The organism is Pantoea sp. 1B4 (assembly GCF_016925765.1).
In the GTDB taxonomy this organism is placed as follows: Bacteria; Pseudomonadota; Gammaproteobacteria; order Enterobacterales; family Enterobacteriaceae; genus Pantoea; species Pantoea agglomerans.
The window spans coordinates 1,818,708-1,836,783 of record NZ_JAEUWZ010000001.1 but is presented as its reverse complement, the minus strand read 5'-3'; the positions used below and the strand labels follow the sequence as shown (position 1 = coordinate 1,836,783).

Annotated in this window: 9 protein-coding genes and 4 pseudogenes; 7 read left to right on the top strand and 6 right to left on the bottom strand. The window is 56.6% G+C overall.

What is annotated here, in order from left to right; all coding sequences use genetic code 11:
- The first annotated feature begins 12 nt into the window (after positions 1 to 12).
- Positions 13 to 3,165 carry a multidrug efflux RND transporter permease subunit OqxB gene (gene oqxB / locus JNO11_RS08930; protein WP_010670097.1) on the top strand — a complete coding sequence of 1,051 codons (3,153 nt, stop codon included), beginning with the start codon at positions 13 to 15 and terminating at the stop codon, positions 3,163 to 3,165.
- 237 nt (positions 3,166 to 3,402) lie between these two features.
- Here oqxB and JNO11_RS08925 read toward each other — a convergent pair whose 3' ends face one another.
- The 3 genes and pseudogenes from JNO11_RS08925 to JNO11_RS08915 form a co-directional block, all read right to left on the bottom strand.
- Complete coding sequence (locus JNO11_RS08925) at positions 3,403 to 3,828, bottom strand: type II toxin-antitoxin system HicB family antitoxin (RefSeq protein WP_010245317.1); 426 nt, start codon at positions 3,826 to 3,828, stop codon at positions 3,403 to 3,405.
- Between the two features lie 442 nt (positions 3,829 to 4,270).
- Positions 4,271 to 4,726, bottom strand: a pseudogene (locus JNO11_RS08920) (Rrf2 family transcriptional regulator); the annotation flags it as partial.
- 207 nt (positions 4,727 to 4,933) lie between these two features.
- A pseudogene (locus JNO11_RS08915) lies at positions 4,934 to 6,117 on the bottom strand (MFS transporter).
- A gap of 202 nt (positions 6,118 to 6,319) precedes the next feature.
- Here JNO11_RS08915 and tus point away from each other — a divergent pair.
- Positions 6,320 to 7,250 (top strand): annotated as a pseudogene (gene tus / locus JNO11_RS08910) (DNA replication terminus site-binding protein).
- 43 nt (positions 7,251 to 7,293) lie between these two features.
- Here tus and fumC read toward each other — a convergent pair.
- Positions 7,294 to 8,691, bottom strand: a complete 1,398-nt coding sequence (fumC, locus tag JNO11_RS08905) for a class II fumarate hydratase (protein WP_010245332.1) — start codon at positions 8,689 to 8,691, stop codon at positions 7,294 to 7,296.
- A 199-nt stretch (positions 8,692 to 8,890) separates the two neighbouring features.
- On the opposite strand from fumC, the pseudogene manA reads away from it, so the two are divergent.
- Both manA and JNO11_RS08895 read left to right on the top strand, forming a co-directional pair.
- A pseudogene (manA, locus tag JNO11_RS08900) lies at positions 8,891 to 10,067 on the top strand (mannose-6-phosphate isomerase).
- 132 nt (positions 10,068 to 10,199) lie between these two features.
- Positions 10,200 to 11,699, top strand: coding sequence for a YdgA family protein (locus JNO11_RS08895; protein WP_010245343.1), 1,500 nt, complete (start codon positions 10,200 to 10,202; stop codon positions 11,697 to 11,699).
- Positions 11,700 to 11,742: 43 nt separating this feature from the next.
- Here JNO11_RS08895 and malI read toward each other — a convergent pair whose 3' ends face one another.
- A complete protein-coding gene (gene malI, locus JNO11_RS08890) occupies positions 11,743 to 12,768 on the bottom strand; it encodes a Mal regulon transcriptional regulator MalI (protein WP_325177194.1) in 1,026 nt (341 codons plus the stop codon).
- 174 nt (positions 12,769 to 12,942) lie between these two features.
- Here malI and malX point away from each other — a divergent pair, with 174 nt between their 5' ends.
- The 3 genes from malX (at position 12,943) to add (ending at position 16,860) form a co-directional block, all read left to right on the top strand.
- Complete coding sequence (gene malX, locus JNO11_RS08885; protein ID WP_325177193.1) at positions 12,943 to 14,532, top strand: maltose/glucose-specific PTS transporter subunit IIBC; 1,590 nt, start codon at positions 12,943 to 12,945, stop codon at positions 14,530 to 14,532.
- Positions 14,533 to 14,548: 16 nt separating this feature from the next.
- Positions 14,549 to 15,721: a pyridoxal phosphate-dependent aminotransferase gene (locus JNO11_RS08880; RefSeq protein WP_325177192.1), complete on the top strand. Its 1,173-nt coding sequence runs from the start codon at positions 14,549 to 14,551 to the stop codon at positions 15,719 to 15,721.
- 143 nt (positions 15,722 to 15,864) lie between these two features.
- The gene (gene add / locus JNO11_RS08875; protein ID WP_311978686.1) at positions 15,865 to 16,860 is read left to right on the top strand and encodes an adenosine deaminase; all 996 of its coding nucleotides are present in this window, start codon (positions 15,865 to 15,867) and stop codon (positions 16,858 to 16,860) included.
- Between the two features lie 82 nt (positions 16,861 to 16,942).
- Here add and JNO11_RS08870 read toward each other — a convergent pair whose 3' ends face one another.
- Entirely contained in the window at positions 16,943 to 17,989 is a 1,047-nt protein-coding gene (locus JNO11_RS08870; protein ID WP_325177191.1) for an oxidoreductase, read from the bottom strand.
- Positions 17,990 to 18,076 lie beyond the last annotated feature (87 nt).

The following is an 18,076-nucleotide window of genomic DNA, read 5'->3' as shown; positions in this document are numbered from 1 at the left end:
CCCGAGGCCGCTATGGACTTTTCCCGCTTTTTTATCGACCGGCCCATTTTTGCTGCGGTGCTGTCGATCCTGATTTTTGTGACCGGGGTGATTGCTATCCCGCTGCTGCCAGTCAGTGAATATCCCGACGTGGTGCCACCCAGCGTACAGGTGCGCGCCGAGTATCCAGGCGCTAACCCGAAAGTGATTGCGGATTCCGTGGCGACGCCGCTGGAAGAGGCAATCAACGGCGTCGAAAACATGATGTACATGAAGTCAGTAGCCGGTTCTGACGGCGTGCTGGTGACCACCGTCACCTTCCGTCCAGGCACCGATCCTGATCAGGCGCAGGTGCAGGTGCAGAACCGCGTAGCGCAGGCGGAAGCCCGACTGCCGGAAGATGTGCGTCGGCTGGGGATCACCACCCAGAAGATGTCGCCGACCCTGACGCTGGTCGTCCACATGTTCTCACCGAACAATACCTACGATTCGCTCTACCTGCGTAACTACGCCACCCTCAAGGTGAAAGATGAGCTGGCCCGCCTGCCGGGTGTCGGTCAGATCCAGATTTTCGGCGCAGGCGAGTATGCGATGCGCGTCTGGCTTGATCCCAATAAAGTGGCGGCGCGTGGTCTGACCGCCTCTGACGTAGTGACGGCGATGCAGGAGCAGAACGTGCAGGTCTCTGCCGGTCAGCTGGGGGCCGAGCCGCTGAAAAAACAGAGCGATTTTCTGCTGTCAATCAACACCCAGGGACGACTGGAGAGCGAGCAGCAGTTTGGCGATATCATCCTGAAAACCTCGGAAGATGGTTCGCTGGTGCGGCTGCGTGACGTGGCGCGGATTGAGATGGGCTCGGGCAGCTATGCCCTGCGCTCGCAGCTGAATAACAAAGATGCGGTCGGTATCGGCATCTTCCAGGCACCTGGCGCCAACGCCATCGACCTCTCCAATGCGGTTCGCGCCAAAATGGATGAGCTGGCGACCCGCTTCCCCAATGACGTGAAATGGGCCGCGCCTTACGATCCGACGGTGTTTGTCCGCGACTCGATTAAAGCCGTGGTGCAGACCCTGCTGGAAGCGGTCATTCTGGTCGTGCTGGTGGTGATTCTGTTCCTCCAGACCTGGCGCGCCTCCATCATTCCCCTGCTGGCGGTGCCGGTTTCGATAGTCGGTACCTTTAGCGTGCTCTATCTGCTTGGCTTCTCGCTGAATACGCTGAGCCTGTTCGGGCTGGTGCTGGCGATTGGTATCGTGGTGGATGACGCCATTGTGGTGGTGGAGAACGTCGAACGTAACATTGAGATGGGGCTGTCGCCGCGCGCCGCTGCGCATCAGGCGATGCGTGAGGTCTCCGGGCCGATCATCGCCATTGCGCTGGTGCTGTGCGCGGTGTTTGTGCCGATGGCGTTTCTCTCTGGCGTCACCGGGCAGTTCTACAAGCAGTTCGCCACTACCATTGCCATCTCTACAGTGATCTCTGCTATTAACTCGCTGACGCTCTCGCCTGCGCTGGCGGCGATGCTGCTGAAAGATCATCACGCGCCGAAAGACCGGCTGACGCGGATCATTGATGCGCTGTTTGGCTGGCTATTCCGGCCGTTTAACCGCTTCTTCCAGCGCAGTGCCCATGGTTATGAATCGCTGGTGGGCCGTACGCTGCGTCGCCGTGGCGCCGTGTTTGGCGTCTATATTCTGCTGCTGGCAGGTGCCGGATTTATGTTCCACACCGTGCCGGGTGGATTTATTCCGACGCAGGATAAGCTCTACCTGATTGGTGGCGTGAAGATGCCGGAAGGTTCCTCTCTGGCGCGCACGGATGCTGTGATTCGTAAGATGAGCGAAATCGGTATGCAGACCGAAGGCGTCGCCTATGCGGTCGCGTTCCCCGGCCTGAATGCACTGCAGTTCACCAATACGCCGAACAGCGGCACGGTGTTCTTCGGTCTGAAGCCGTTTAATGAGCGCAAACATACGGCGGCGGAGATCAACGCTGAGATCAATGCGAAGATCGCTCAAATCCAGCAGGGCTTTGGCTTCTCGATTATGCCACCGCCGATTCTGGGGCTGGGCCAGGGCTCGGGCTATTCGCTCTATGTGCAGGACCGAGCGGGTCTGGGTTATGGCGCACTGCAGACGGCGATTAATACGCTGTCGGGCAGCATCATGCAGACGCCAGGGATGCACTTCCCCATCTCCTCTTATCAGGCCAACGTTCCGCAGCTTGATGTGAAGGTAGACCGGGATAAAGCCAAAGCGCAGGGAGTATCGCTGACCGCGCTGTTCAGCACGCTCCAGACCTATCTCGGCTCGTCGTATGTGAATGACTTTAACCGCTTTGGCCGCACCTGGCGGGTGATGGCGCAGGCTGACGGGGATTTCCGCGACAGCATCGAAGATATCGCTAACCTGCGTACCCGAAACGATCGCGGTGAGATGGTGCCGATTGGCAGCATGGTCAACATTACCACCACCTACGGTCCCGACCCGGTGATCCGCTATAACGGCTATCCGGCGGCGGATTTGATTGGTGATGCCGACCCACGCGTGCTCTCCTCGGCGCAGGCGATGAGTCAGCTCGAAGCGATGTCCGGTCAGCTATTGCCAAACGGCATGAACATCGAGTGGACCGATCTGAGTTATCAGCAGTCAACGCAGGGCAATACCGCGCTGATTGTCTTCCCGATGGCCGTGTTGCTGGCGTTCCTGGTGCTGGCCGCGCTGTATGAGAGCTGGACGCTGCCGCTGGCGGTGATCCTGATTGTGCCGATGACCATGCTCTCTGCGCTGTTTGGCGTCTGGCTGACTGGCGGTGACAACAACGTCTTCGTGCAGGTCGGACTGGTGGTGCTGATGGGGCTGGCCTGTAAGAACGCGATTCTGATCGTCGAGTTTGCGCGAGAGCTGGAGATTCAGGGCAAAGGGATTGTGGAAGCGGCGCTGGAAGCGTGTCGCCTGCGTCTGCGTCCGATTGTAATGACCTCCATCGCCTTTATCGCCGGTACAATACCGTTGATTCTGGGTGAAGGCGCGGGTGCAGAGGTCCGTGGCGTTACCGGTATTACGGTCTTCTCCGGCATGCTCGGCGTGACGCTGTTCGGCCTGTTCCTGACGCCGGTGTTCTACGTCGCCCTGCGCAAGCTGGTGACGCGCCGGTCAGGTAGTGCATCGTCCGTGACGGCGTAAACCGTAAAAGTTAAAAGGGGGCGATCATAGGATCTCCCCCCTTTTTTTGCCTGTGATTCACAGATGCCGGCAGATTCTGCCTTGCAGGTTAGCGCCGCTTTAATCTTTCATTCAGCGTTTCAATGATAAACGCATTCAGCGAGGTTTCATTGATCATGGCGGGTTGCCCGGCGACATTAGCCAGATCAGAATTATTATTCATCTTTGACCTCCAGCGTTCTGCTTGCGGGCAGATGATCAGGTCCGAATTTCAATCCGGGCTTTGCGCCCCAGCTGAGCCAGCGCCAGCTCCACATTTTCGACTTTCGATGAGTGCTCTACATCCAGTAGTCGATCAACCTGTGGGCCATTCACGCCCAGTTGACGTGCCAGATCGACTTTACGGGTGCCGGTTTCAATCATTGCGTTGTAAAGTGCCGCTTTCATTGCCACCAGTACAGGCACAGAGACGATGTACTCTCCTTCCAGCGGTTTACTGGCAACCGGAATCGGACGACGCGTATCCATCTCGAGAGAGATTGCCGTCACCAGTCCATCTTCGGCTTCTGCAAGTGCTTCCTCAACGGTGTCGCCGACGGAATGCAGTAACGGCAAATCACGACACGAGACCTCATAGGTATCGGTTTTGGCGTCATGAGTTAATCTGACGGCATAATTAAACATAGAGTTACCTCTCTGATCGGGCTCACAGGCCCAGATCTTTTAAAATTTTTCTGCGCGTACCTTCAGGCATTTCTTTTGCTCAGTGATCCGGAAAAATGGATTGCCTGTCGCACAGGAAGACCTTGAAATGGCTGCTTCCACTGCGGTGCTTAGTCAAAATAGCGCCCTGCTGAATGAGCCAGCGTCTGAATTCACTGTACTTCATCGCGTTCCCTCGCTGTGTATAACAGCAAGAATAACATTGGTGATAATCAATACAACATTAATGTTGTGATGGATGCTGAATTTTCAAATGTTTATCAGGTTCAGCGTGATAACCGACCCCAGGAAAGTGAGTTATTGGCTTATGGCAGATTTGAGGCAGGAAGTTACTGACCAGCAGGCATAAAAAAAAGCCGCTAATCAGCGGCTCTTTTTTGCAGAGATCATCAATCTCTTCGGGTTCAGGTTCCGGCACGGCGGTGCAGTTGCTGGTGTCGCGTTTCTTCAGTTCGTTCAGTGCGTCTGCCACGGTGCGTTTTGCCAGCACATCCAGCGACGCCTGCTCGGCTTCATCGGCTATCGACTTGAAGTACCAGCAGAGGTTGGCACTGACCAGACAGCGCGGCGCGACGTCAGGACGCGCGGCCCAGATTTTTTTGTCTTCGATCACTGAGACATAGATATCCCGCAGAGTAATTTCTGCAGCAGGACGGCCCAGATGAATCGAACCGGTACGGCCCAGCGTGGAGACGATAATGCCGTCACGGGTCAGCGGGACCATTAATTTTCGTATGAAACTGGGATTCGCTTCCAGCCCGTAGGCCAGAATCGCGCTGGTAGAGCGTTTTCCCATTTGCTCCGCCATCGCTACGCTCAGAACCATTTGCAAAGCTGTCGGGAAGCGGTAATCAAGCATTTCTTTATCCTGAGTTGCGGTGCATCTTATTGTTTTATTGCCGCATAAGTGAACAATCAATGAGCAATAAATATAACAAACACTGTTGCTTTTTTGAAGCAAACCGGCGGTGACAAGGCACGTATTCACCAAAGCCTGAGGCCCGATAGCACAAGGTGCTTAGCCTGCTAACGGCCCTCTTCCTGCGGAGCAAGGAGAACCGTTCCGTTATGCCGTGGTGGCCGATGTCGCCGGCAATCGCTGCTTCAGCGCCATAACCAGTACCACGTTAAAGATTGCCAGGGCGCAAAGCAACCACAGCGTCGCCGATGCTCCCATCTTTTCAAACACATATCCACCTATCAGCGGCGTCAGTGCCTGCCCCATCAACGCCGGGCGGGCCATTTTACCCACCACAATCGCATAGGACTCTGGTTTGACCATCGCCAGCGGTAAAGTTCCGCGCACGATGGCACGTAAGCCATTTCCTGCGCCATACAACACCATGCTCAGCAACGCCATCTGCGGAAACAATGCCAGCAACAGCAAGCCCAGTGCCACCAGCCCGACGGAAAAAAGGTGGTACGGATGGGATGACTGCGTTTAAAGGCGATATCGACGAGTCGGGATCCCACCTGACACGGGCCAAGTACGGCGCTGATCGCCAGCGCCGAGGTCAGCGTATGACCACTCGCCTGCAGCAAGGCGATAAGCTGCACGGAAATAGCCGTCATGATCACGGACGCCAGGGTAAAGATGGCACACAGTAGCCAGAACAGCGCAGGCGCAATCTCCGCCGAGCCAGGCTGCGGACTCAGTCGTTTCTCCGGCCGCTTAGCGTGACTGTCGGGTAAGGCAAACAGATAGGCAGGCAGCACGCAGACGACCATCAGTGCCGCAATTATCAGCGACGCGTTTCGCCAGCCGAATCCGTGGATTAACAACGCCGTTCCCGGCCAGACCAGCGTGGTGCAGAAGCCAGATATCAGGGTGATACCGGTGATCGCTGCACGCGCCTGACTGCCATAGCAGGTGCCGAGCGTGGCAAACAGTGCGTCATAAAGGCCCATCGCCATACCGATGCCAATAATTACCCAGGCAAACAGAAACAGCGGCAGAGAGTGGCTATAAGCCATGATCACCAGCCCCACCGCCATCACCATGCCACTTAGTGCCAGCAACAGGCGGCCACCGGTGCGGGCGATAATCCTGCCTGCCAGCGGTGACAGCAGGCCCGATACCAGAATCCCGGTCGAGAGTGCGCCATAAATCCACTGCTGTGACCAGCCTGTCTCAGCCGCAATCGGATTCGCCATCACCGCCATCAGGTAGAACGACCCGCCCCATGACAGGATCTGCACCCAGCCCAGGGTAATAATGGCGGCGATGCCGGGTTTATTGTTCTGATTCACAGGCAATCTCCTGGTTAGCAGGCGAACCGTTTTTATAACATGTTCTGCGATAAGCCAAAATGCGTGATGCCCTTTTGACTGGACAGCTATGCAGGCCGCACGGTTTTGAGTAAACTACTTATAGTATGTTGTAACTATGTGACGCTTGCATCCTCGCCAGGCTTCTGCCACATTGTGGACGTTGTAACTATGGAGGCACAACATGACGCGCTACGACTTAGTGGCTGATATGCATCAATGTGTAAATGACCTGGAACTGGCGCTGGGTGAATTGCGTCAGCAGATTGAAGCTCAGCCTCTGCTGATCGCCCGCGTCTTCAGCCTGCCGCCGGTGGTTAAAGGTCGCGAACATGAAGCGATCACCCGGATTGCCGTCGAGCAGCATCTCGGGGAGAGCGCGTTAAAGATGGCGCTTGACCACTACTGCCGCCTGTTTATGCAGCATCAGTCAGAACAGCTGAGCACCAAGGCTGCCGTGCGCTTGCCTGGCGCGCTCTGTATCGAATGCGACGCGCAGCAGGAGGCGGAGATCGGCTCGCTGGTCGACGTCATCAATCAGTTGAAAGCACGGCTGGAGCAGCTGATTACGGTGGACTCTGGCCTGCCGAGTGAGGCGCGTTTTGAGTTCGTCCACCAGCATTTGCGCGGGCTGATTACCCTGAATGCCTATCGCACTATCACCCTGCTGAGCGCACCGGATAGCCTGCGTTTCGGCTGGGCCAACAAGCACATTATCAAGAATCTCAAGCGCGAAGAGGTAATCGCCCAGCTGGAAAAAAGCCTGAAGTCGGGACGTGCAAAAGCGCCGTGGTCACGTGAACAGTGGGCGGAAAAAGTGCAGGAGGAGCTGGCAAGCGTGCGCGCCCTGCCCGCCTCGGCACGATTGAAAATCAAGCGCCCGGTGAAAGTCCAGCCGGTTGCACGCGTCTGGCGCGCGGATGAACAAAAACAAACTCAGCTGGCCTGTCCTTCACCGATTCTGGTTATCTGTCGCGATCGCAGCCAGGTTCCGGTTCTGGGGGGAATTGCTTAACTACGATGCCGATAACATTAACCATCGTTATAAACCTGCTGCAGAACCGCTGAATCTTTTAATCCCCAGACTGCATCTGTGGGTCGATTGTCCGATATAAATGAAAAAGGCCAGCATTCGCTGGCCTCTGATTCACTCAAACCCTAAGACTTCATGCTGCCGACCATCTCTTCCGGACGAACCCAGGCATCAAACTCCTCTTCTGTAAGATAACCCAGCTTCAGCGCCGAGCCTTTCAGCGTCAGCCCCTCTTTGTGCGCCTTCTTGGCAATTTCTGCCGCTTTGTCATAGCCAATATGGGTATTCAGCGCCGTCACCAGCATCAGCGATTCGTTAAGCAGTTGATCGATGCGCTCACGCACCGGCTCAATGCCGACCGCGCAGTGATGATTAAAGCTGTCCATGCCATCCGCCAGCAGGCGAATTGATTGCAGGAAGTTATGGATTACCATCGGACGGAACACGTTAAGCTCAAAGTTACCGGATGCGCCGCCCATGTTGATCGCCACATCGTTACCCATCACCTGACAGCAGAGCATGGTCATCGCTTCGCACTGGGTCGGGTTAACTTTACCCGGCATGATGGAGCTGCCTGGCTCATTTTCCGGGATGGCGATTTCGCCGATGCCGCAACGCGGGCCGGAAGAGAGCCAGCGCACGTCGTTCGCGATTTTCATCAGCGAGGCGGCCAGCCCTTTCAGCGCGCCATGCGCATGCACCAGCGCATCACAGGTTGCCAGCGCCTCAAACTTGTTTGGCGCAGTGACAAACGGCTGCTGCGTGAGATCGGCCAGCGCCTTCGCCACGCGCACCGCATATTCCGGATGGGTGTTCAGGCCCGTACCTACTGCCGTGCCGCCCAGCGCCAGTTCCGCCACGTGCGGAATGCTCTGCTCAATATGCTTCAGGTTATGCTCCAGCATCGCCACCCAGCCGGAAATCTCCTGGCCCAGGGTCAGCGGCGTGGCATCCTGCAGGTGAGTACGGCCAATCTTGACGATATCTTTGAAGGCGTCGGACTTCTGGCTTAAGGTCTTTTTCAGTACCTGAATCTGAGGGATCAGCTGTTCGCGCAAGGCGATAACGGCGGCAACGTGCATCGCCGTCGGGAAGACATCGTTGGAACTCTGGCTCTTGTTCACATCGTCGTTGGGATGAACCAGCCGCGCCATTCCGCGCTCTCCGCCAAGGATTTCACTGGCGCGGTTCGCCAGCACTTCATTCATGTTCATATTGGTCTGGGTGCCGGAACCGGTCTGCCAGATCGCCAGCGGGAATTCATCCGCATGCTTGTCAGCCAGCACCTCATCGGCCGCGCTGACAATCGCCTCGGCGCGGTCAGCGGGCAGCAGTCCCAGATCGCGGTTAACGCTGGCCGCGGCGCGCTTGGTCAATGCCAGTGCATGCACCAGCGCGGTCGGCATTTTTTCGGTTGAGATGCGGAAGTGTTCCAGTGAGCGCTGTGTCTGCGCGCCCCACAGTTTGTCTGCCGGTACGTCGATGGGGCCCATTGAATCTTTCTCAATGCGATTGGCTGCCATGAATACGTCTCCTTCATCTGGTTTTTAAAAGAATGACCGCCCGGTACGTCATTACGATCGACTACCGGGCGGTCAGGATAGTAATACACAATAATTTAACATTATCAGAGCTTAGCGTCCTTTTGCGCTGGAGATGTATTTTTACCGGCAGTTTCTGCTTTAATACTGGCAATAATTTCCCGTGATAAAGGGTTATACAATGCAAAAAATGAACAATACGCTGCAAAACTACGCATGGGGCAGCAAAACTGCGTTGACTGAGCTTTACGGAATCGCTAATCCACAGGGGCTGCCGATGGCGGAACTCTGGATGGGCGCACATCCAAAAAGCCCCTCCACCGTGATTGACCAGGGCAGCGAGCGTTCGCTGCGTGACGTGATTGATGCCGCGCCTGCCGCCATGCTTGGCGAAGCGGTGGCACAGCGTTTTGGTGAACTGCCCTTCCTGTTCAAAGTGTTGTCTGCCGATCAGCCACTGTCGATTCAGGTCCATCCCAGCAAACGCGCGGCCGAAGTGGGCTTTGCCCGTGAGAATGCGGCGGGTATTCCGCTGACAGCTGCTGAGCGTAATTATAAAGATGCCAACCACAAGCCGGAGCTGGTCTTCGCGCTGACGCCCTTCCAGGCGATGAATGGCTTTCGCACCCTGACGGAGATGGTCTCACTGCTGGAGCCGGTTGCGGGCGCACATCCACAGATAGCCCATTTTCTGCAGCATCCCGATCAGGATACGCTGGCCGCGCTCTTCTCTACCCTGCTGTCACTGGAGGGTGAGGCGAAATCGCTGGCGCTGGGCATCCTGAAATCCGCGGTTGATGCACAACAGGGTGAGCCGTGGCAGACCATTCGCATGATTGCGGCAGAGTATCCTGACGACAGCGGCCTGTTTTCGCCGCTGCTGCTGAACGTAATCACGCTGCAACCGGGCGAGGCGATGTTCCTCTATGCGGAGACCCCGCACGCTTATCTGAAAGGCGTGGCGCTGGAGGTGATGGCAAACTCCGATAACGTGTTGCGGGCCGGGTTAACCCCGAAATATATCGATATTGCCGAGCTGATGGCGAACCTGAAGTTTGAAGAGAAGCCAGCCAGCACCCTGCTGACCAAGCCAGAGCAACAGGGCAACGCGCTGCGCTTCCCGATTCCGGTGGAGGATTTTGCCTTTGCCATTCATACCCTGAACGCAGAGCCACAGCCGCTGGCGCAGCAGAGCGCCGCACTGCTTTTCTGCATCGAAGGCCAGACGGTGATCGCCAAAGGCGAGCAGCAGGTGACGCTGAAACCAGGTGAATCCTGCTTCATTGCCGCCAGCGAATCCCCCCGTAACGGTCGCAGGCACGGGCCGACTGGCGCGGGTATTTAACGACTTAGGGTGAAGCGGCTGACGGAGTGCCTGTTAACTGCTATTATTTCAACCTATTAGCTTTTAAACGCCTGCGGGCGTTTTTCTTCAGTCGCTGGGGTAAACCTGCGGCATAAGCGGACTCAAGGATAAGGACGAATCAGCAATGAAAAAGACCAATGTTGCCGTAGGTGTCATCATCGCACTGGGCGTAGTCTGGACTGGCGCGGCATGGTTCACCGGCAAGCAGATTGAAAGCCACAGGGATGAGCTGGTGCAGAACGCCAATGCCCAGCTGAATGCTTATGCCCCTAACAGCCGACTGAAGATCAGCTATCAGGACTATCAGCGCGGCGTGTTCAGCAGCAAAGTGAATCTGGTGATTCAGGCCAACTCGCAGACGGAAGATAATCCCCTGCTGAAACCAGGCCAGAGCATCATCCTGAACGAAACCATCGATCATGGCCCTTTCCCGTTTGCTCAGCTGAAGCATTTCAATCTGATCCCGAGCATGGCGTCGGTTCATACCGAACTGGCTAACACCGATGCGGTGAAAAAGCTGTTTGAGCTGACCGGCAACAAGTCGCTGATTAATGCCGATACCCGTATCGGCTACAGCGGTGCCACCGATACGGCGCTGCGCGTTCTGCCGGTTGATTATCAGAATGCGCAAAGCGGCGAGCGTCTTGCCACCAATGGGGGCACCTTCAACGTCAGCGCGGATAACAAAGGCGACAAAGTGTCGCTGGACAGTGACGTTGATAGCCTCGCGCTGACCAGTAAAAATGAGATGGGCCAGCCGGTGCTGTTCACCATTAATGGTCTGAAGCTGAGCGGTAACACCCATCTCAGCCCGGAAGGCGTACGTATTGGCGACCAGTCAGTGGATATTGAGAAGGTCAATGCCAGCATCAATGGTCAGGACGCCCTGACGCTGCACAAAATGAAAGGCACCTCCTCTTTCGATAACAGCGCCGGTAAGATTGGCGGCAATATCGACTACAAAGTTGAAGGCATTCAGCTGCAGAAGCAGGATTTTGGTCAGGCAGCGCTGAAGATGAAACTGTCACAGTTTGATGCGCAGGCGGTAAAAGCCTTCTCCGATCGTTACAACGCGCAGATGCAGGAACTGCTGAGCCAGCCTGGCGTCGCGGAAGATCCTATCCGCTACCAGGCGGGTGTGCATCAGATTCTGATGAGCAACCTGCCGATGCTGCTGAAGGGCTCACCTGCGATCAGTATCGCCCCGCTGAGCTGGAAAAATGATAAAGGTGAAAGCACCTTTAACCTGAACGCTAATTTCAACGATCCCTCTGCGGTGACCGGCGAAGCCCAGACACTCAGTGCCATGGTTGATCGGGTCCTGAAGAGCCTGGACAGCAAGCTGGTCATCAATATGCCAATGGCGACCGAAACCATGCATAAAGTGGGACTGGCTGAAGGATATCAGGCCGATGACGCACAGAAGCTGGCAGATCAGCAGGTGAAAGGACTGGCGGCGATGGGTCAGATGTTCCGCCTGACCCAGCAGCAGGATAACAATATCGTCACCAGCCTGCAGTATACCAACGGTCAGGTGAACATGAACGGCGACAAAATGACGCTGGAGCAGTTCCTCTCCCGCTATATGCTGGGTATGCCGACCAGCGAAGGGATGCCGCAGTAATTCTCTACTCTTCTTTTAAAGGCGACCTCCGGGTCGCCTTTTTTTATGCCGAGCCGCGAATAACCAGCTGCGGCGGCATAATCACGTTCTGCCGGGCGGCATCCGGTTGCGCTATCCGTTGCAGGATACGCTCAGCTGCCACACGGCCAATCTCCCGGGCTGAACTGGTGACAAACGTCAGCGGCGGATCGGTCAGTTCCGCCTGCGGTTCATCGCCAAAGCCCATCAGAGCCAGCTGCTGATCGTAATAGCTGTCGACTGCACCCCGCGCGAATGTTCGCCCGGTGCGCAACAGCCCAAAATAGCATCCCAGCGCGGTAGTGGCGTTATAGGCCAGCACGGCGGTCAGCCGCGGATGATGCTGAAACAGCTGTACCGCTGCTTCAGCCGCCTCTTTTTGCGTGTTACCGCATTCAATAATCCACTCCGGCCGGAACGGCAGCCCATATTGCAGCAGGGTGGCGCAGTAGCCGCCAAGACGTTCTGCCCGGGTCAGTGATGCGCTATGACCGCCCAGCCAGGCAATGCGCTGATGCCCCTGACGAATCAGGTATTCTGTGGCCAGACGCGCAGCCTGAGCATTATCGGGGCGGATAGCGTCCACCTCCTCCAGGCTAATGGCGCGCGCGGCACAGACTAAGGCCATATTCACCTCTCTGGCCCGTGTCACAATCTGGCTGGCCTTATCGGCACCGCCTCCCAGCACCACGCCATCCACTCCCTGAGCGACCAGTGACTCAAAGCAGCGATGCAGATGCTGTCCCTGGGCGCCGCTCTGCGTCAGGAACAGCAATTTGCCCTGCTTCTCCAGCGCTTCACTCAGACCTGCCGTCATTTCGGCATAAAATGGCTGGCTGAGATCGCGGACGATCAAGCCAATCACGCCACTCTCACCCCCGCGCAGCATGGTTGCCGAACGGTTACGTACGAAACCGAGTTGCTCAATGGCCTCGTTCACGCGCGCCATGGTTGCCGCAGAGATCCGTCCTTTGCCGGATAACACCAGCGATACCGTGGTCACCGACACGCCCGCCGCCGCCGCAACATCATTGATGGTGATTTTACTCATCAGATTACTCAACTGAACTACAGCATTAGAAAACAAGGTAAAACGTTACACCTTATGACGTCAAAATTATATCGTCCATGACCTGAAGAGTGTGATTCAGCGCGCATAAGATCAAGGTAAAACGTTTTATCATGCCGCCACTTCACTCAGTGGTCCGTTTATCCAGGAGCGTTCATGTCACCCTCTCACCAAAAAATGTCCGTCTGGGAATTTTTCCAGAGTCTGGGGAAAACCTTTATGCTGCCGGTTGCCTTGCTTTCCTTCTGCGGCATCATGCTCGGGATTGGCAGTTCGCTGAGCAGTCGTGATGTCCTGACCCTGTTACCTGTGCTGGATCACCCCTGGCTGCAATATCTGTTTCTCTGGATGGCCAAACTGGGATCGTTCGCCTTTAGCTATCTGCCAGTGATGTTCGCCATTGCGATTCCGCTGGGTATGGCGCGCGAGAACAAGGGCGTGGCAGCGTTTGCCGGCTTTGTGGGGTATGCCGTGCTAAACCTCAGCATCAACTTCTGGCTCAATATCCACGGTATTCTGCCAACCACCGATGCCGCCGTGCTGAAAGCTAACAACGTTCAGCCGATCCTGGGGATCCCGTCGATCGATACCGGCATTCTGGGCGCGGTCATTGTGGGTATTGTGGTGTTCTGGCTGCATGAGCGCTTCCATAACATCCGACTGCCCGATGCGCTGGCCTTCTTTGGCGGCACCCGGTTTGTGCCGATTATCACCACGCTGGTGATTGGTTTACTGGGACTGGTCGTCCCGCTGATCTGGCCTTTTTTCGCGCAGGGTATCACCGGATTAGGCTGGATGATTAACAGCGCGGGTGATTTTGGCCCGATGATCTTTGGAACCGGCGAACGTCTGCTGCTGCCGTTTGGCCTGCAGCATATTCTGGTCGCCATCATGCGCTTTACCGATGCAGGCGGCACACTGGATGTGTGTGGCAAGAGCGTGAGTGGTGCCTTAACCATTTTCCAGGCGCAGCTCGCCTGCCCGGAAACCCACGGTTTTGCTGAAAGCGCGACCCGCTTCCTGTCACAGGGTAAAATGCCTGCCTTCCTGGGTGGTCTGCCAGGTGCTGCCCTGGCCATCTATCACTGCGCTCGCCCGGAGAATCGTCATAAGATCAAAGGCCTGTTGATCTCCGGTGTGGTGGCCTGCGTGGTCGGCGGCACCACCGAACCTATCGAATTCCTGTTTCTGTTTGTCGCCCCGTTCCTCTATCTGATCCACGCCCTGCTGACCGGCGTTGGCTTCAGCATCATGGCGATACTGGGCGTCACTATCGGCAATACAGACGGCAATATCATCGACTTTGTGGTGTTTGGTGTGCTGCACGGGCTGTCGACCAAATGGTACTGGGTACCCGTTGTCGCAGCGATATGGTTTGTCGGTTACTACCTTATTTTCCGATTCGCCATTCTGCACTTCAATATCAAAACACCGGGACGCGAAGTGGAAAGTGCCAGTGCGGTTGCGCAGCAGGTCAGCAATGCCGGTAAAGGCAAATCTGGCTATAACTCACCGGCTATTCTGGCGGCACTTGGCGGCGTGGAGAATATTACCTCGCTGGATAATTGTCTGACGCGTCTGCGTCTGACCCTGGCGGATATGAGTAAAGTGGATGATGCGGCGCTGAAAGCCAACGGCGCGATAGGTGTGGTCCATCTTAATCAGACCAGCCTGCAGGTGGTTATCGGTCCACAGGTGCAGTCGGTGAAAGATGAACTGTCACACCTGATGAATGTCACTGCCTGATGTGCCGGAGCCGATAATGTTTAACTTTGACGAAGTCATCGATCGCCGCGGCAGCTGGTCGACCCAGTGGGATTTCGTGGCTGACCGCTTTGGCGTCCCCGATCTGCTGCCGTTTACCATTTCGGATATGGACTTCAGAACTGCGCCAGCGGTTCAGCAGGCGCTGGCGCAGCGCGTAGCACACGGCGTGTTGGGTTACAGTCGCTGGCAGCATGACGATTTTCTTTCCGCCTGCTGCCACTGGATGTCCAGCCGTTTCGGCTACCAGCCCGATGCTGACACGCTGGTTTATGGACCCTCGGTGATCTATATGGTGGCGCAGATGCTGCGCCGCTGGAGCAACCCGGATGATGAAGTGGTGCTCCACACTCCCGCCTACGATGCTTTTTATAAAACGGTACGCGGCAATCAGCGACTGGTGCTGGAGATGCCGCTGCAGCGGGATAACGGTAGCTGGCGATGTGATATGGCCGCGCTGGAGACGCGGCTGGCGCGCCCGCGCTGTAAAATCCTGTTGCTCTGCAGCCCGCACAATCCCACCGGCAAAGTGTGGACAGCAGCTGAGCTGCAACAGATGGCGGCGCTCTGCGATCGTCACGGCGTGCGGGTGATCAGCGATGAAATCCATATGGATATGATTATGGGTAATCAGCCCCATACTCCGTGGGCCAGCGTGGCGCGCAGTGACTGGGCGCTGTTTACCTCGGCGTCGAAAAGCTTCAACGTGCCAGGCCTGACCGGTGCGTGGGGAATTATCCCGGATGTGGCAGACAGAGCCGCCTGGTTTCAGGCGCTGAAAAATGCTGACGGCCTTTCGTCTCCGGCCGTTCTGGCCGTCACGGCACACGTTGCCGCCTACCGACAAGGCGCACCCTGGCTGGATGCGTTACGCAGCTATCTTTATAATAATTTCACACTGGTTGCCAATCGCCTTAACGCTGAGTTTCCCGCACTGAACTGGCACATTCCCGAGGCGACCTATCTCGCCTGGCTCGATATCAATCCGCTGGGCATTCCAGAAGAGGCCCTGCAACAGGCGCTGATCCAGCAACGGGTCGCAATTATGCCCGGATCGACCTACGGTGATGCAGGCAAAGGGTTTTTGCGTCTTAACGTTGGCTGTCCGCGCAGCAAAGTTGATGAGGGCGTTTCACGCCTGATTGCGGCGATCCATCAGTTGCAGGGCTGACATTAACCGACGAGGCAACCATTGCTCGCCGGTTATGCGTAATTAAGCAGCATCCGGCGCAGCTGTTGCGCAAATAGCTGGCGCTGTTGCGCAAGATATTTTTATAATGCTCTGCACTTCACCGACAACTGAGCGAGTGCGCCATGATCGATTCTAAAATTCCTCTGACTGATATTCACCGCCACCTTGATGGCAACATCCGTGCACAAACCATTCTCGATTTAGGTCGCCAGTTTAACCTCGCCCTGCCTGCTTCCACGCTGGAGACGCTGCGTCCGCATGTGCAGGTCGGCCAGAATGAGCCTGACCTGGTGAGCTTCCTGCAGAAGCTCGACTGGGGTGTAAAAGTGCTGGGTGATCTGGATGCCTGCCGCCGGATCGCGCAGGAGAATGTCGAAGATGCCGCCCGCGCGGGCATTCACTATGCTGAACTGCGTTTTTCCCCTGGTTATATGGCGATGACCCACAACCTGCCGATTGCCGGTGTGGTTGAAGCGGTAATTGATGGCGTGCGCGCAGGCCGTCAGCAGCACGATATCGACGTGCGTCTGATCGGTATTATGAGCCGTACCTTTGGCGAAGATGCCTGCCTCAGCGAACTGGAAGGTTTGCTTGCCCATCGCGATCACATCACCGCGGTCGATCTGGCGGGTGATGAGCTGGGCTTCCCGGGCAGCGAGTTCCTGAGCCACTTTACCCAGGCGCGCGATGCCGGTTTCCGCGTGACCGTCCATGCGGGCGAAGCAGCCGGACCCGAGAGCATCTGGCAGGCGATTCGGGAGCTGGGTGCAGAACGTATCGGTCACGGCGTGAAAGCGATTGAAGATCGCGCGCTGATGGATTTCCTGGCGGAGCACCGTATTGGTATTGAATCCTGCCTGACCTCCAATATCCAGACCAGCACCGTGCCATCACTGGCGCAGCATCCGCTGAAGACCTTCCTGGAGCATGGCATTCTGGCGACGATCAACACGGATGATCCGGCGGTTCAGGGCATTGAACTGGCGCATGAGTATCATCACGCCGCTCCGGCTGCCGGTCTGAGCGCGGCGCAGATCCGTCAGGCGCAGGAAAATGGTCTGACGATTGCGTTCCTTAACGAAGCAGAGAAAGCGGCTCTTCGCGCACGGGTGCAGTAATCCTGAAGCGTAGGGACAAAAAACGGGCCGGATATCCGGCCCGTTTGGCTTTTTTACTTATTGCGTTTTAAGCACCGACCGATTAAACGCGCTTCAGCGACATCGTCTGGCGTTTCTCGGCGGATTGCAGACCTAACTCGATCAGCTCCATCACATGAATCGCCTCTTCCGCTGTCACCGGATTGTTACCACGTCCGGCAATCGCATCGCGGATGCCCGCATAGTAAGCGGGATAGTTGCCTGGCTGGGTCAGCTGGGTCGTTTCGGTCAGGGAATCTCCGTCAACCAGCGTCAGAGTGCCATCACGCATGTCATAGCCCCAGTCTTCCTGCGGCGGGAAATCACCTGACTTCAGGCGATCTTCCTGCGGATCAAGACCATATTTGACGTAACTGCCGCGCGTGCCGTGGACGGTATAACGGGCAGATTCTGCCGCGACCAGCATGCTGGCGTGCAGCACGACACGGCGCTGCGGATAAGTCAGCGTCGCGTGGAAGTAGTCGGTAGTCTGCGCGCCCGGACGCATCTCGGCCAGATCAACCGTGATAGCGACCGGCGGGCCAAACAGCTGCAGCGCCTGGTCCAGCAGATGCGGCCCCAGGTCATACCAGATTCCGCTGCCTGCGCCTTTCATTTCACGCCAGCGATTACGCACTTCCAGACGGAAGCGGTCAAAGTGCGATTCGAAGTAGCGCACTTCACCCAGCGTACCGGCCTCAATCAGCGATTTCAGCGTCAGGAAGTCACTGTCCCAGCGGCGGTTGTGGAACACCGACAGCAGCAGCCCTTTGGCTTTCGCCAGCGCATCCAGTTCACGTGCCTGTGACAACGTCACGGTGAACGGCTTATCGACTACCACATGTTTACCGGCGTTCAGCGCTGCTTTTGCCAGCGGGAAGTGCGTGTCGTTGGGGGTAGGAATAACGATCAGTTGCAGCGTCGGGTCATCCAGCAGCGCCTGAGGGTCGGCCACTACCTTAACGGCGGGCCAGTCGGCGTGGACTTTGCTGGCGTCGCTACTGGAAATGGCTGCCAGCTCGACTTCCGGCGTCCCCGCAATCAGCGGGGCGTGAAACGTTTTACTGGCAAAACCGTAGCCGATCAGACCAACACGTAATTTATCGCTCATTTGGATTCCTCTCAGAGCCTGATTGACCAGACTCTTAGTTGATAACCTGATTGATTTAAGACTATTAACCAAATGACGACAAGCCGG

Bases quoted from the DNA above. Each gene is read 5' to 3' on its own strand.
- oqxB (WP_010670097.1), top strand. From the start codon at position 13: ATGGACTTTTCCCGCTTTTTTATCGACCGGCCCATTTTTGCTGCGGTG.
- JNO11_RS08925 (WP_010245317.1), bottom strand. From the start codon at position 3,828: ATGTTTAATTATGCCGTCAGATTAACTCATGACGCCAAAACCGATACC.
- fumC (WP_010245332.1), bottom strand. From the start codon at position 8,691: ATGGCAGCCAATCGCATTGAGAAAGATTCAATGGGCCCCATCGACGTA.
- JNO11_RS08895 (WP_010245343.1), top strand. From the start codon at position 10,200: ATGAAAAAGACCAATGTTGCCGTAGGTGTCATCATCGCACTGGGCGTA.
- malI (WP_325177194.1), bottom strand. From the start codon at position 12,768: ATGAGTAAAATCACCATCAATGATGTTGCGGCGGCGGCGGGCGTGTCG.
- malX (WP_325177193.1), top strand. From the start codon at position 12,943: ATGTCACCCTCTCACCAAAAAATGTCCGTCTGGGAATTTTTCCAGAGT.
- JNO11_RS08880 (WP_325177192.1), top strand. From the start codon at position 14,549: ATGTTTAACTTTGACGAAGTCATCGATCGCCGCGGCAGCTGGTCGACC.
- add (WP_311978686.1), top strand. From the start codon at position 15,865: ATGATCGATTCTAAAATTCCTCTGACTGATATTCACCGCCACCTTGAT.
- JNO11_RS08870 (WP_325177191.1), bottom strand. From the start codon at position 17,989: ATGAGCGATAAATTACGTGTTGGTCTGATCGGCTACGGTTTTGCCAGT.